The 13,969-nt window shown below is 61.6% G+C and carries 8 protein-coding genes and 2 pseudogenes; 1 reads left to right on the top strand and 9 read right to left on the bottom strand.

All coding sequences use genetic code 11. The annotated features are described in order from the left end of the window. Nucleotides 1-72: 72 nt before the first annotated feature. The 9 genes and pseudogenes from VGM51_05555 to VGM51_05515 all read right to left on the bottom strand — a co-directional run bounded on the left by VGM51_05555 (nt 73) and on the right by VGM51_05515 (nt 10,488). Nucleotides 73-1,722, bottom strand: a complete 1,650-nt coding sequence (locus VGM51_05555) for a hypothetical protein (GenBank protein HEY3412512.1) — start codon at nt 1,720-1,722, stop codon at nt 73-75. Further along, complete coding sequence (locus VGM51_05550; GenBank protein HEY3412511.1) at nt 1,719-3,317, bottom strand: hypothetical protein; 1,599 nt, start codon at nt 3,315-3,317, stop codon at nt 1,719-1,721. Before VGM51_05550 ends, VGM51_05555 begins: the two co-directional genes overlap by 4 nt. Nucleotides 3,318-3,453: 136 nt before the next feature. Next, entirely contained in the window at nt 3,454-4,845 is a 1,392-nt protein-coding gene (locus VGM51_05545; GenBank protein HEY3412510.1) for a hypothetical protein, read from the bottom strand. A 321-nt stretch (nt 4,846-5,166) separates the two neighbouring features. Further along, nucleotides 5,167-5,253 (bottom strand): annotated as a pseudogene (locus VGM51_05540) (S-layer homology domain-containing protein). Between the two features lie 264 nt (nt 5,254-5,517). Beyond that, nucleotides 5,518-5,709, bottom strand: a pseudogene (locus VGM51_05535) (S-layer homology domain-containing protein). A gap of 140 nt (nt 5,710-5,849) precedes the next feature. Next, a complete protein-coding gene (locus VGM51_05530) occupies nt 5,850-6,650 on the bottom strand; it encodes an STN domain-containing protein (GenBank protein HEY3412509.1) in 801 nt (266 codons plus the stop codon). A 289-nt stretch (nt 6,651-6,939) separates the two neighbouring features. Next, a complete protein-coding gene (locus VGM51_05525) occupies nt 6,940-7,194 on the bottom strand; it encodes a carbon storage regulator (GenBank protein ID HEY3412508.1) in 255 nt (84 codons plus the stop codon). A gap of 178 nt (nt 7,195-7,372) precedes the next feature. Then, complete coding sequence (locus VGM51_05520; protein HEY3412507.1) at nt 7,373-7,762, bottom strand: hypothetical protein; 390 nt, start codon at nt 7,760-7,762, stop codon at nt 7,373-7,375. Between the two features lie 113 nt (nt 7,763-7,875). Then, on the bottom strand, nt 7,876-10,488 hold the full coding sequence (locus VGM51_05515) for a family 78 glycoside hydrolase catalytic domain (GenBank protein HEY3412506.1): 2,613 nt from the start codon (nt 10,486-10,488) through the stop codon (nt 7,876-7,878). Nucleotides 10,489-10,607: 119 nt separating this feature from the next. On the opposite strand from VGM51_05515, the gene VGM51_05510 reads away from it, so the two are divergent. Beyond that, nucleotides 10,608-13,961, top strand: coding sequence for a PA14 domain-containing protein (locus tag VGM51_05510; GenBank protein ID HEY3412505.1), 3,354 nt, complete (start codon nt 10,608-10,610; stop codon nt 13,959-13,961). The last annotated feature ends 8 nt before the right edge of the window (nt 13,962-13,969 follow it).

The raw sequence follows: 13,969 nt of genomic DNA, 5'->3' as shown, positions 1-13,969 counted from the left end.
CTTCAATGTGAATGCAGTTTTTCGTTTTCGAGTGGAGGCGTCCACCCGCCGGATAGGCAGCGATGGCGGGCCCTACTGGAACCGCTTGCGTATCTCGTCTTCGCGCGCGGTGTCCTTAAGGCGGCCCGTTTCCGTGAGGATATGCGGTGTCACGAAGATCATCAGTTCCGAGTCCACCGTATTGGTCTTGGAGCTCCGGAACAGGTTTCCGATAAACGGCAATCCGCCCAAGAGGGGGACTCTGGTCTTCGTTTTGTATTCCTGGCGTTGGTTCAGGCCGCCGATGACGATCGTCTCGCCGTCTTTTACCCGCACCGTGGTCCGAGCGTTGCGCGTGGACAGGACTGGCAGGCCCGTTTCGCGCTCGAGTTCGCTGATGTTACTCACTTCGGGGGACAGGGTGCAGGTGATCTCGCCGTTTCCGCCGGTCCACGACTGAATTCCGAGTTTGACGCCGATATCCACGCCCTGTATTCGATCCTGGGTGTAGCCTCCGCTGTTGTACTGAACTTTGATGAACTTCGTTTCGCCAACGAAGAGGTCTGCGTCCTGGCCGTTGACCGCCGCAATTCTGGGGTTGGCGCGCACCTTCGCCTTGCCCTGCGCAACCAGCGAATTCAGGCGGGCCTGGAAATCGTTCGGCATCGCCCCGATCGTGCTGTAGGTGATTCCGCCGGTCGCGGAGTCGGAAGACAGCGTAAGGTCACCCTTGGTGTAGAAGAGATTCAATGCCGGCCCCGCATCGGCCGTGGAAGCGACTTCCACCGCAAGCGCCTCGATCATTATCTGCGACGGCGGCACGTCGATCTTCTGGAAGTCCGCACGGATCTTGTCCAGCATCTGCACCGGAGCTGTCACCACCACCGCGTTCTGTGCCTCGTTAACGTGAAGATAGCTGTAAAGGAACGTTGGCAACAGCCCGGACGCTGCTGACGCGCGGGTGTATTTCATCCGGAACGACTCCGTTGACGAGAGATGGTACGTGGCGAGGTCGGTCGGCACGCCGTCGGTCACCATATAGACCCCGCCCTCGTCACTAAGCGCCAGCCCAGTCGCGCCGGCGATCCCTTTCAGAACGTCCGCCACGGGAAGCGCATCCAGCGTCATGGAGACTTCGCGATCCTTAACGGAATCGTCCACCGCGATGTTCAGCCCGGCCTTATGCCCGACTTCGGCGAGAAGGGCAACCAGTTTTGCCTTCTCCGCATAGACGGTGGCGAGGCCGCCGTCGACCGTCACCGTCATCCCCGCGGCCGGAGGCGGCGTAGTTTCCGAGGAGGCCGCGCCCGGGCGTTTCGTCACCGTGCGCCTGCTGTTGACGGTGATGATGAGGCTTTGCATGTCGTTGCTCTGTTCGATACTGGTGCTTGCCGGTTCGTACAGCGATGCCGTCAGGGTGATGCCGACTCCCTGGGTGGCGCTCTGTGGGACATCCAACTGAATGTGACTGACCGGGTACTTACCGACGTCGATGAAGCTCTTGCCGATGGTGGATTTGGCGTTCGCCAGATACACCACAACCTGGGCGCCGCCCGGACGGGCGTTGTGCCACCGGAGCACGCCGTCGGCGCGCACGACTATCTGCACACCATTGCTCAATTGGGTTGCGCGCACCGACGTAATATTGCAGTAGGCCGAATCCTGCGCCGCCGCCATCGAGGGGGCTAGAAGCGCAGCCAGCACCGTCCACACCATCCGGTTCATGCCGTGTACTCCCGTCATATGATCGCCGCCGATACGCCAGGCCGCTCCGCGGCGTTGCGTACGTGTACTGAAACAAGAAAGACCAGTTCGCTGGAAGAATCCGAACGTCCGGGCAGGCGAAAAAGGCCGCCTATCAGGGGAAGGTCGCGTAGGAATGGTATACCCCTCGCCGATCGTCCGATCTGATGCAATCCGAGGCCCCCGACGACGAGCGTGTCCCCATCCTTGACGCGTAGAGTGGTCGAGAGTTTTCGGGTGTTCACGGTGGGCAAGCCGGTCACGGGCTCCAGCTCCGAAATAGTACTGACCGAAGGCTCAAGATGGACCGTGACGCCTCCGTCGCCCAGCATCAGGGGCTTGACCGTGAGCTTGGCGCCAACGTCAACCCCCACAAACTGCGCTGTCCATTCTCCATTGGAATAGTCGAAAGCCATCGTCTTTACGAACTTGCGCTGTCCGACGAAGAGGTCTGCCGTTTTGCCGAGCAGGGCGGTCCCGCTGGGCGTGGCGACCAGGCGCGCGCGGCCGGAGGCCCGGAGGGCTCGAAGCCGTGCGCCAAACGCCGCGGGAGCGGCATCCAATTGGCGGATCGAAATGTCACCGGTTCCCACATCGACTATTGCGCCGCGGGATCCTTTGCCAGCGTCCGCCCCCAACGCCATGTCCAGGTCTTCACTCGACGCAAACTCGAGAACCTGAGCGGACAATTCCACCTGGGGCGAGGGGCGATCGAGCACGGCAACGTCTTCGCGAACCTTGCGGGCGAGGTATTCCGGGCCGGAAACCGTGAGCGTGTTCTGCTGAGTGTCTGCGCTGGTGTATCGGAGCAGAAAATCGGGCAGGCAGTTCCTGACAGCGGCGGCCTCGATGCATCGCAGTGGGATGATCTCCGTCACGCTCATTCCAAAGGAAGGCACACTTCGCGCGTCCGCGTCGGCAAATTGCAGGATCGGCCCCGAATCATCCACGTTCAGGCCGTACGCGATGGCCACCGTGCTGAGCGCGACGTGTAGCGAAACATCGTCCATCCAGAGGCTCACCGTGTGATCGGCGGTGCCGTTGAGCACGATCTGGCGTCCGGCGGCAACAGCAACGCGGCGGAGCATGTCCTTCAGGTCGGCGTTAAGCGCGTGGATCGAGATGTTACCGCTTTGCGATGACACATCAAGTTGAACGGGCGCTCCCGGGGGCGCCGACCTTAGCACGGTAGGCTGTGCCGTTTGCCGGTCGCTGGTCACAACCACGATGAGAGTCGTTTTGTCGGGGGTCAACTGGACGTTCGCCACTGATCCCTTTCGTGACGGATCCACAAAATTGAAATCTTCGAGCATCGCGACCGATTCCGGCACCGAAGGGGCCAGCAACGCCACACGAATATCGACGCCGATGCCTTCGGGCGTGTTGGATGGCACGGACACCTCGACATGGCTCACCGGGTATAGGCCGATGTCCGTGAAACTGCTGACCCTGGACCGCGCGTTGACGACACGGAACGGAAGCGAGGAAACCGGCTTGGCAATATCCTCGAATCTGCCGGCCTGCAGCGCCTTCATATCGAAGAAGTCTTCAATCCTGGCGCTCAGACGCATCGCTCCATCGGCTTGAATGGTCACCTGAACGGCATTCGGCAGGCGTTTCGCCGATATTCGGGTGATGTTGCAGTACGCTGCTCCCTGAGCCTGAGCGTGTGAACACAGAAGGCCGGCCGCCAGCAGTGTGGTGCCAATGCGCGCAAGTTGGGCGGGGATCCTAATTGACCTTTGCCTTTCCCGCGTCATCCTGGAGTACCCGCTTCTGTATTTCCTTCTCCTGCTCGGCCGGCAGATGTCCTGTCTGCGAGAGGATGTGCGGCGTAATGAAGATAACCATGTCCGTGGTCGTCTCGCGGTCGTCACGCGAGCGGAAGGCGGAACCCACGAGCGGCAGATCGCCCAGAATCGGGATCTTCGTTCGCGTGGTCATGGTTTCCTTTTGCACGAGACCGCCGATGATGATCGTTTCGCCGTCCCGGACGTGAAGCGTCGTGTTTGCCCGCCGGGTGCTCTTGTCCGGGAGTCCGGTCTTCGGGTCCGGCGCGCTGAGCACGCTGATCTCGGGTTGAACGTCCACGATGATCTCGCCCTCACCGCCGGTCCAGGGCGTCATGTTGAGCGTCACCCCCGCGTCGATGTAGTTGCGGCCGCCATAGTAATCACCGCCCATGCTCACCGGTGTGGAGATGTACCTTTGCTTCCCGATGAAGATCCTGGCCGCCTGTCCGCTCACGGTTGCGATGCTGGGATTCGCCCGGATGCGCGCTTTACCCTGCGTGACGAGGGAGTGGATGTCCGCATTGAACCCGTTTGGCAGGGTTGACAGCGTTCGGTAGAGTATTTCCCCTACGGGCGAATTCACGGTGTATTCGCGGCCGCGGGTGGTCAAATCGAACTTGGCGCTGAACTCTTTCGACGAGGAGTCGGTGAACTCAACCATCAGGACATCCAGCATGATCTGCGCGGACGGGATGTCGAATTGAGCGATGTCCTGGCGGAATTTCGTGAGCACGTCCGGCGGAGCCGAGAGAATTACAGAGTTCTGCTCGGCGTTTGTCTTGACGTGGTCCTGCAGAAACACCGGAAGAAGAGACTTGGCGTTTGGCGCCAGCACGTACTGGGTGCGAATGGCGTCGATGTCGCTCAGCAGGTACGAGGAGGGGCTGGTCGGGATTCCCTCGCTCACGATGTGGATCCCATTCACCTCGCGGCTGGAAAGGCCGAAAGCCGCCACGATATTGGCGAGAATCTCCGGGCCGGACTTGTCGATGAGATTGATGGTGATGTTCCGGCGCACAGAATCATCGACAATCAACTTCAGCCCGGCTTCTTTGGCGAGACGGGTGAACAGGGCGTGCGCATCCGCCGAGACGGCATACACAGAAATGCCCTTATCCGATTTGCTGATCTGAATTGCATCCGCCGTCGGCGCCGCGGGCTTCACCGCCGCGGGGTCCGGACCGGGAGCGGGGGGCACGGTGGCCGCGGATGGCACCCGGGGCGCGGGCAGCGGTTGGGCCGGACGGGCGATGCCCGATGCAAGACATGAACCGATCAGCAGCGATACGCCCATTGCTCGCCGCAGAAGGGGATTTGTGCGCAGTGTCACTCGTGACTCCCATTAAACAGAAAATGAAACAGCGGCCCCATGCTATGACCGGGCTTTTGACGTAAGGCAACCGGGCACGGTCGCGCCTAACGGAAAGAATTTGCGAGAAGCTAGTTGAATTGTCCACAAACTTCGACGCGTCGACGGCCCCGGGAGTTCGCACCTGAACCATTGACGCCTCAAATCGCGGGTGACCGTCCACGTCAAGTCCCGCAGTGGTCGGGGGGAGAGGCACAAAACGCCTGAACCGTGGATCACGCGTGGAAGGGCTTTCTCAACGGGCAAATGTGAGAGGGCGACTCTACCGCGTTCGGGCTGCTAGTCCGGGTATCCCCCTATGATCCCACGATCGGCGAGGAAGCAGACTGCGTCATACGCCCAATGATTGCGCGGCACATCCGCGAATGGCGGGGGGACAGCCAGCGGGTTCTCACGCAGCGCCGCCGGCATCGCCGCGAATCGGAGCCGCCTGAGGGTCGCCTTCAGCTTTGGCACGTTCACCTGGAGGACCTTCAACTCCGGCGTGAACTCGTCGGCCAATGCAGTAAGGCACGCAAAATCATCCCGATCAGGCACAGGGAACGCCAGGGGGGCGCGATTGCCTGGCTTACCCTCGATACGCTGCTCCCACATGGGAACCGAACGGGCGACACAAACCGTGAACTCATAGCGCGTCATCAGCCGCTTGCTGCCAAACGTCCCATCGGGATACGGCAACAAGAGGGCTTTCGGGTAGAGCGATCGGACGCAGTCATAGGCCCAATGCCCTTTGGGAACGTCCGCGAATGGCGTCTGAGCAACGCAAGGTATCGAAACCGCGAGGAGGCTCGCGAGAATCGCCGTCGTCGCAACCTGATGCTTCATCGGTTTTCCCAAGGCCGGAATGTAGCCGCGATCCGGAAGATGCGACAGTTGAGGTTCCGTGACCGTCGTGTCTCTTCAAGAAAGAGGCGCCTCGGCCATTGGACGAGGCGCCTGTATGAGATAAAATGATCGGCCCAAAATCAGCGGCCAAATCCGCCGTATCCGCCGCCGAAGCCGCTGCTCCCGAAGCCGCCGCCGAAGCCGCTGTTTCCGCCGAAACCGCCGCCGAAGCCGCTACTCCCGAAGCCACCGCCGAAGCCGCTGCTCCCGAAGCCGCCGCCGAAGCCGCTGTTTCCGCCGAAACCGCCGCCGAAGCCGCTGTTTCCGCCGAAGCCGCCGCCGAAGCTGTTGTTGCCGAAGCTGCTGCCGCCGAAACCGCTATTGCCGCCGAAGCCTCCGCCGCTGTTCATCATATTGCCGGCCCGGTTGCTGCCCTGGCCCGTCAGCGTGCCGTAGATGTCCAGGGAGTCGGCGTAGTTCATCGGGATTTTTTCGATCTGCAGCGTTGGGGTATCTGGCGTTGTGGTAGAAGTGTCCGGCGTTGTCGGGGTACCGTTAACCGGCGTCGCCGCCGCGTCCGCGGTTTTCGGTTCGATCATATAGACGCCAGTATCACGGTCTTTCCGATAACGAAGGCCGTTGGACTTGGTGAGGATGCTCAGCGCCGCGTCCAAGGTCACATCTTGTAGATTGATGGTGACGGTGGGAGCTGTCTGGGCAGCTTCCGGTGTCAGCGCGTAGTTGAGGCCGGTCCCCCGGAAGAGCGCGTCCAACGCGTCCCGGATCGCCATATCCTTGAAGTCTATATTGACAACCTTGGCCGGTTTTGCCGCGGGTGCCGGTGCAGGAGTTGGCGTAGGTGTATTCTGCGCCAGGGCGCCAGTCAGAACGAAGCCGGCGAAACCGGCCATGACCAACGTCGAGAAGATGGTCCTTTTCATTGAATGCTCCTTCCGTGGCCTGAAGCCACACACTCTCGAAAACGTCATCGATTCCATTCTACTCAGTTGGATCAGATTCAGACCAAAAACCTTCAAAACGTCCGAAATATCCGGCGGCGGAATTATCGAACGCCGATATTCAACTCAGGAACCCCCGCGCACCCCGGGGCAGCCCGACAAGATAGATGCCCTTTCACAGGAATGACGAGTCGAGCGCCGGCATGGTTTCATCCCGTCGCGGGGGCGCATTTAGCCCTGGTAGACCGCGGTGTGTCGCGGTCATCCACACTTATTTTTCGTCGCATAGACCGTTGGACTTGAGCGTCACGCCGGGGTCGGGACGGTGCCCATCGTCCGTGTCGGGAACCGCCGCTTCACGGTCCGTTGCTGCGGTTTCTACGAGGACCTCGCGGCGAACCACCGGGACAGTTCGCGGAGCCTCGATTCCCAGTCGCACCTGGTCGCCTCGGACTTCCACGATAAAGACCTCGACGGAGTCTCCGATCACGATTGACTGGCCCTGTTTTCTTGTGAGTACTAGCATTTGGCGCCTTCCGTGGCTTCTGGATTGGCAATATCGGTTGGGGTTCGCTCCGCGGCGGTCCGCGGCGCCCCGATAGTATGACGTGCCAAGGTGCGATCCGGTCACCATCTGGCGCCAACAGGCCGAACAGCGTGTGGCTGTTCGGCCCGCAACGGCGCCTATTCAGGTGGTGCGTTTTCTACCGGCGGTCGCCGTCCTGATCGCGATCCTGCCACCGGTTGTTCTGGTGGCCGCGCCCGTTGGATTTGTACCATCCGCGATGTCTGCCACGGTTGTGTTTGGATTTGCCCCGAAAGCTATCGCGCTGTCGCTGCCCCCGCTCCTGGCCATAACCGCTCCAGTTCCCGCCATACGGGTCGGAGTTCCAGCCGTACGAATCGGAATTCCGGCCGTACGAATCGGAGTTCCGGCTATACGAGTCGGAGTTGCGGTTGTTGTGGCGAGATTCCTGTCTCTCGTCATCCCGGTCGCCGTGGTCCCGTGCTATTGCCTGCGGCGCGCCGATGAGGCCCATGGTACCCAGCGTCAGCCCGGCCACCGCCGTCGTCAAGAGTGTGCGTATCTTCATATCGGTCTCTCCTTTTCCCGGAAGCGATTCCTCCGGGTGCTACTGGGATAGACTCACCTCTGCGCACCAGGGGTCCGTGGGTCACCGGGCATAGCGGCGCCAGCATCATACGGCTACGTGTGGACGGCGAAATGCCACTTGCCGGAACCGACGGCGTAAACGCTCCGCGTGTGCTGCTCGCCAATGGCGATCGCCTTGGAAGGGGATTCAATGGCCTCCGCAGGCAGGCACACGCGCGCAGCGGCGTTCACCGGCACTGTGACGTCGAGGTGAATGGCCCCGTCCGCACGCGTCCATTCTGAGGCGACTTCGCCGCGCACTGTTTCGGTTTGCGCGCGGACGCTGATCAGCCGGGCCGGGAAATACGGATTGAACACGATCTCGCGGTAACCCGGCGCGGCGATGTTGATGCCGGCGAGGTATCTGAAGAACCACTCGTCTATCGAACCGAACATGTGGTGATCGAGCGAACGCGAGTTGAGGTCCCACGCCTCCCACAGCGCTGTCGCCCCCCGATCGATCCAGAAACCCCAACCGGGATACGTGCGCTGCGTTGCGATGCGGTAGGCCAGGTCCACGTGCCCGTTTTCGGTCAGCAAGGGCAGTATCCACTTCGTGCCGAGAATCCCGCAGTCCAGGTGATCGCCCTTTGCGTGGATGTCCTCGACCAGTCGGTCCACCACCCGGGGGACCAGATCCCGTGGTGTGATGCCAAATGCTGCGGCCAGCACATTGGGAGTCTGCCGGTAGCCCACCTCCGGCCGGTCCGTGCTGTACACGCCATGGCCCTTGTCGAGGAATCGCGAGTTCACGGCGTCACGGATGCGGTCGGCGAGCGCGTCAAAGCGCGCGGCGTCGTCCGGCATTCTCAGAGTGCGGGCCATTACGGCCAGGAGCCGGGAATCCGTAAAGGTGTATGCGGACGCCGAGACCGCCGGGCCTTCCGGATCGCGATTGTCGTATCCGGGAGGCAGCCAGTCGCCGAGGCAACTCGGGCTGATGCAATCAACCGCTTGCGAGGCCAGGAACTCCACATACCGGGCCATTCCTGCGAAATGCCGTTTCAGAATCCGGATGTCGCCAGTCGCCTGGTAGAGATACCACGCTACCAGCAGGTATGCGCTGCCCCATTCCGGCGAATCGGCATTTCCCCAGCCAGGGCAGGGGATGATAAGCGGGACGAGGCCGTCGTCGCGCTGGCTGTCCGCTATATCGTCCAGCCATTTCGCGTGGATGCGCGCGATGCCGAAGTTGCGCAGCGCGGGCTCCGCCGTGAGATGGGCGTCCCCGGTCCAGCCGTTCTTCTCGTAGACGGGCGTATCGGTGGGAATGCCGTGCAGATTGTTGAGGATAGACCGACCGGTGATGCGATGAATCGTGTTCAGCAACTCGTCTGATGATTCCCAGCCGCCCAGGGTTTCCACGTCGGAGTGCACGATGAAGGCTTCGAGGGTATCCAGCGTGGGTGTGCCCGGATAACCATCGAGTTGGATATAGCGGAATCCCTTATAGCTGAACCGGGGCTCCCAGCACTCCGGGCCGTTTCCCCGCAGCGTGTACCGATCTACCTGTATCTCTTCGTAGATGATGTCGTTGTCGTTGTTAACGGCGCCGTCCTCGCGCAGCCTCTCGGCGTACCGGATTTCAACCGTTGTGCCCGCAACGCCCTCGACGCGCAACCGGGCCCACCCCGCGATCATGACACCCACATCGAACACCCACGTACCGGGCCGGGGTGAGCTCACCGCAACCGGGCGGATCGCTTCGATACGACGGATCGGTTCGTGCCGGCGCGCGACGAGGTGCTGCGTCGGCGCTTCGACAACCTGCGCGGGCCGCCAGGCCGAATCGTCGAAGCCGGGAGCGTCCCAGCCGGGTTGTTCCAGACGGGCGTCGTACGTCTCGCCGGTAAGGATGGAGTCCCGTACCGAGGGCGAATCGTGGACGCGCCAACTCTCGTCCGAGACAATCGTCGTCCGAGAACCGTCCTCGTGCTCGATCTCGAGTTGGAGCAACAGGCAAGGCTCGTGATGCCAGACCGCGTGCGCATGGTCCCAGACACTGGGAGTCGCCAATCCCATCCAGCCGCGGCCCAGTGTCACGCCGGCGGCATTAGTCCCTTGTCTCAGCGCTTCCGTGACATCGTGGACGAGGTACTCCGCGCGCTTGTGAAATGGAGTGAAGGCCGGGGCGAGAACTTCGTCAGTGACCGGCCGGCCGTTGATCGAGACGTCGTGGTACCCCAAGCCGCAGACATACAGTCGCGCATTCCTGACGGGGCCGTCGATAGTGAATTCACGCCGCATCATCGGCGCGGGCGACGTCTTGCCGTCCGCGGGGCTCGGGGCGCCAATCCACTTCGCCGACCAGTCGGAAGCCTTAAGGAACGCCGTCTCAAACCAGGCTGGCTCGCTCCATGCGGACGGTTCATCTCCGCCGTCCCACACACGCACAGTCCAGTAGTACCGAGTGCGCGAAGACAGGACCGGGCCGCCGTATTCCACGCAGGCAGACTCGGCAGACATTACACGTCCCGAATCCCACGTTTGAGTTTCACCGTCCGCCAATTGGCGGGGGCTCGGCGCCACCCGAATCTGATATGCGGTCTGCGCCTGGTTCCGACGACCGGACTCCAGCCGCCACCCGAAGGCCGGAGCGCGTTCATCGATTCCGAGCGGATTGACGAGCCCTTCCGTCGAGACGCGTGTAACGCGCAAAGTGGACATGATATTCCTCCCAGGTGCGTGAAATGGCGGAGTCAGGTGAACAGCACAAGCGCCGTTCAAGCACAGGATTGACACTTGGCGATTCAACATCCAAACTGCGGATAGGGAAGGGTCAAACCATGAATGCATGCCTGATTGCTGCAGCGGCCGCGTTGGTGCTGTGCGCGATGCCCAGCCACGCCCAGCGCGTTGAGAAGGATCTGTCGGGAGCCAGATGGTCCTTGTGGCTCGACACAAAGGCGGAATGGCAGAACGACACGCTATACCTTCCGCCCGTCGACGTCAAGTCGCTGCCGGTGAACCTGCCAACCGGGGGGTGGGAAGCCATGGTCGCCGGGGGAGAGCGGGTGTCCGTGCCCGGGACCGTGGAGGAATACTGGCAGGACCGCCTGGGCCGAGACTACACGGGCGTTTCCTGGTGGTGGACGGATTTCACCCTGCAGGCGCAACAGCCCGGCCGCCGCGTAACCCTCCATTTTGCATCCGTCCGGCAGCGCGCAGAAGTGTTCCTGAACGGCGAACTGGTGGGGTATGATCTCATCGGCAACACCCCGTTCGACGTCGATGTTACGGGAAAACTCGCGCGCGGCAAGGCAAATCGACTGGCTGTTCGCATCACCGACCATGGCGGCAACTTCACCTGGTATGATCCGCTGGCCGACAGTTGGGGACGCTATACAATGCCGATCAGCCATGGCTTCGGCGGAATCAGCGGACCCGTTCGCGTCACCGTTACCGATCCGGTCCACATCGAGAACATTTACGTGCGCAATAAGCCGTCGATGCGGTCGATAGGCGTCGATCTCACGCTACAGAACGGAAAGCCCATCGCCGTTCACGGCAGCGTCCAGGTTCGGATTCGCGACGCGAAAACGGGCCGCGTCGTTCAGACAGAGAACGTCCAGGGAGTGCAGTTGAAGCCGGGCGAGAACAGGCTGACCCATGACCTGACCGTTCGTTCGGCCAAGCTATGGGATCTGGACCACCCGAACCTGTACTTCTGCGACGCCGAAATCCTCGTTGGCAACCGCGTTATCGACTCCGTTTCGCAGCGGTTCGGTTTCCGTTGGTTCGGACAAGACGGTGTCGGCAAGAACGCCGTGTTTCGCCTGAACGGCAAGCGGATCGTGCTGCGCACGGCCATTTCGTGGGGCTTCTGGCCGGTGACGGGCCTCTACCCGACGCCCGAACTCGCGCGCAAGCAGATATTGACCGCCAAGAAGCTCGGCCTGAACATGCTGAACTTCCACCGTTGCATCGGCCCGCCCATCGTGATGGATTACGCCGATGAGTTGGGCTTGCTTCAATATGAGGAGCCCGGCGGATATGTATCGGGCGGAGGCGACGCGTTCGCGTTCCGGTGGGCGCGTGAGAAGCTGCTGCGAATGGTCAAACGGGACCGAAATCACCCGAGTATGGTCATATACGACATGATCAACGAGGAAGCCAGGCCGCCACTGCCGCATCAGGGGAAGGACATGGCTGACGCTCACGCTATCGACCCGACACGCATCATCACGTTCACATCAGGTTCGTCGCAGAGCGAGACCGACCCCTGCAAGCTCCATATGCTCCCATACGATAGCAAGCCGCACATCACCGGTTGGTTCGATCATCACAATGCGGAAGGTCCCGGCAACTACCTCAGCGAGTTCTACAAAGGCCCGACCGACCATTACAACTACACAACCAACACGCGGGAAACCGTGTACTGGGGTGAAGAAGGCTCAATTTCCACGCCGCCCCGCCTAGACGTTATCAACAGCGAACTCACGCGGACCGGGAAGGACGGCTGGGATGGCGCCGAATACCGCAAGTGGTACCAGGCTTACGCCGACTACCTCGACAACAAGGGGCTGCGGAAGTACTTCCCGACCGTCGACTCCCTCACGCTGGGCATGGCGCGAACGCAGTACTACTACCATGGCCGCACCATCGAAACGGTGCGAATGGCCAACGTATCGGACGGTTTCGCGGTCAACGGGTGGGAATCCGAGATATACGAAAACCACTCCGGCATCGTGGACTGTTGGCGGAACCCGAAGGGCCCCGTGGATTTGATTGCCCGCTATAACCGTCCCGTGTACGTGGCGGTGAAGGTGCGGAACAAGGTGGTCGATGCGGGCGACACCGTGACGGTGGACTTCCATCTGGTGAACGAAGTGAACCTGCGGGGGAAGTACGAACTGCGCGTGTGGCTCACCGGCCCTGGCGGAGTGACGCAGTTCCTTCGCGGCCTGCCGGCGAAGGTTCGGGGCGGCGATGTATACGGCCAACCGTTGGTGACGAACGTAGAGTTCCACCTTCCGGCGTCCGCCGGCAGGTACACCGTTCACGCTCAACTACAGGATGCAAAAGGCATTGTGCGTGCCGAAGGCGACGATGAAATCCTGGCCCTGGACTGGAAATCGGCGCCCGTACCGGCGAGCGGCGCGGTGCTGGAACTTGACGGGCGGATCGCCGCCAACATCGCATCCACCAAGGGTACCACACTGCCGAAGTACTCAGAGGGACTCGGTAAACTAGACTACATCCTCATTGGCGACGCCGATCCGGACAAGAGCAACGCGATCCCGGCTGATGCGCTCCACGCGACTGACGGCCGATCGGGATTGCTGGGCGAGTATTTCAGTGACCGTGATCTGAAAACCCTCGCGGCCACACGCGTTGACCCAGGTGTGGCTTTCGTGTGGGGTGGCCCTCCCGCGGACGGAATGGGCGGGGAGAATTTCAGCGTTCGCTGGACGGGAACCGTCACACCGCCTGAAACCGGCGATTACACATTCGGCACACGTTCCGATGACGGAGCGCGCCTCTGGGTAGACGGCCAACTGGTAATCGACGACTGGATCGTGCACGCCCCCGAGTTGAAGAAGGCGATTCCGGTTCACCTGGAAGCGGGCCACGCGTACAGCATCAAATTGGAGTATTTCCAGGAAGGCGGTGGCGCCGAGATGACTCTGTCATGGTCAACCCCGACCGCCGTCGCGCATGAACAGCGCCGCGTTGACGATATCCTCAAGCGAGTGCGTGAGGACGGGACCACCGCGGTCTTTCTGGACGACACGGAGCGTTGGGCCAGGGTGCTGAGCGACGCCGGGCTGGTGAAATACACCGGCAAAATGGTCGTCGGGGACGTATGGCTCGGCGGCAATCTGTTTGTGCGCCAGCACCCTCTGTTCAAGGGCTTGCCTGTGAACACCGGCTTGGGTTGGGAGTACGCAGACCTGGCGGCGTACTCCTCGAAACGCTATGGGTTGATGCTGGAGGGGGAGCAGGCCATTGCCGGCGCGGTGAATACCAACGAGCCGCGGGTTTCGACCACTGTCTGCGAAATTCCGCTCGGCAAGGGCAGGATCGTCCTGTCGACACTGGACATCGTGAGCCATCTCAACGCGCAGAACGGCGGCGGCATCGTCGCGCGAAAACTCCTCGACAACTACATACAATACGCAGCCAAACCGAGCATGTAATACACACC

It is taken from the genome of Armatimonadota bacterium, from assembly GCA_036504095.1.
Taxonomy (GTDB): Bacteria; Armatimonadota; DTGP01; order JAKQQT01; family JAKQQT01; genus DASXUL01.
The sequence above is the reverse complement of the archived record's forward strand: the minus strand, read 5'-3'. Positions and strand labels throughout refer to the sequence as shown.

Bases quoted from the DNA above. Each gene is read 5' to 3' on its own strand.
- VGM51_05555 (HEY3412512.1), bottom strand. From the start codon at position 1,722: ATGACGGGAGTACACGGCATGAACCGGATGGTGTGGACGGTGCTGGCT.
- VGM51_05530 (HEY3412509.1), bottom strand. From the start codon at position 6,650: ATGAAAAGGACCATCTTCTCGACGTTGGTCATGGCCGGTTTCGCCGGC.
- VGM51_05525 (HEY3412508.1), bottom strand. From the start codon at position 7,194: ATGCTAGTACTCACAAGAAAACAGGGCCAGTCAATCGTGATCGGAGAC.
- VGM51_05520 (HEY3412507.1), bottom strand. From the start codon at position 7,762: ATGAAGATACGCACACTCTTGACGACGGCGGTGGCCGGGCTGACGCTG.
- VGM51_05515 (HEY3412506.1), bottom strand. From the start codon at position 10,488: ATGTCCACTTTGCGCGTTACACGCGTCTCGACGGAAGGGCTCGTCAAT.
- VGM51_05510 (HEY3412505.1), top strand. From the start codon at position 10,608: ATGAATGCATGCCTGATTGCTGCAGCGGCCGCGTTGGTGCTGTGCGCG.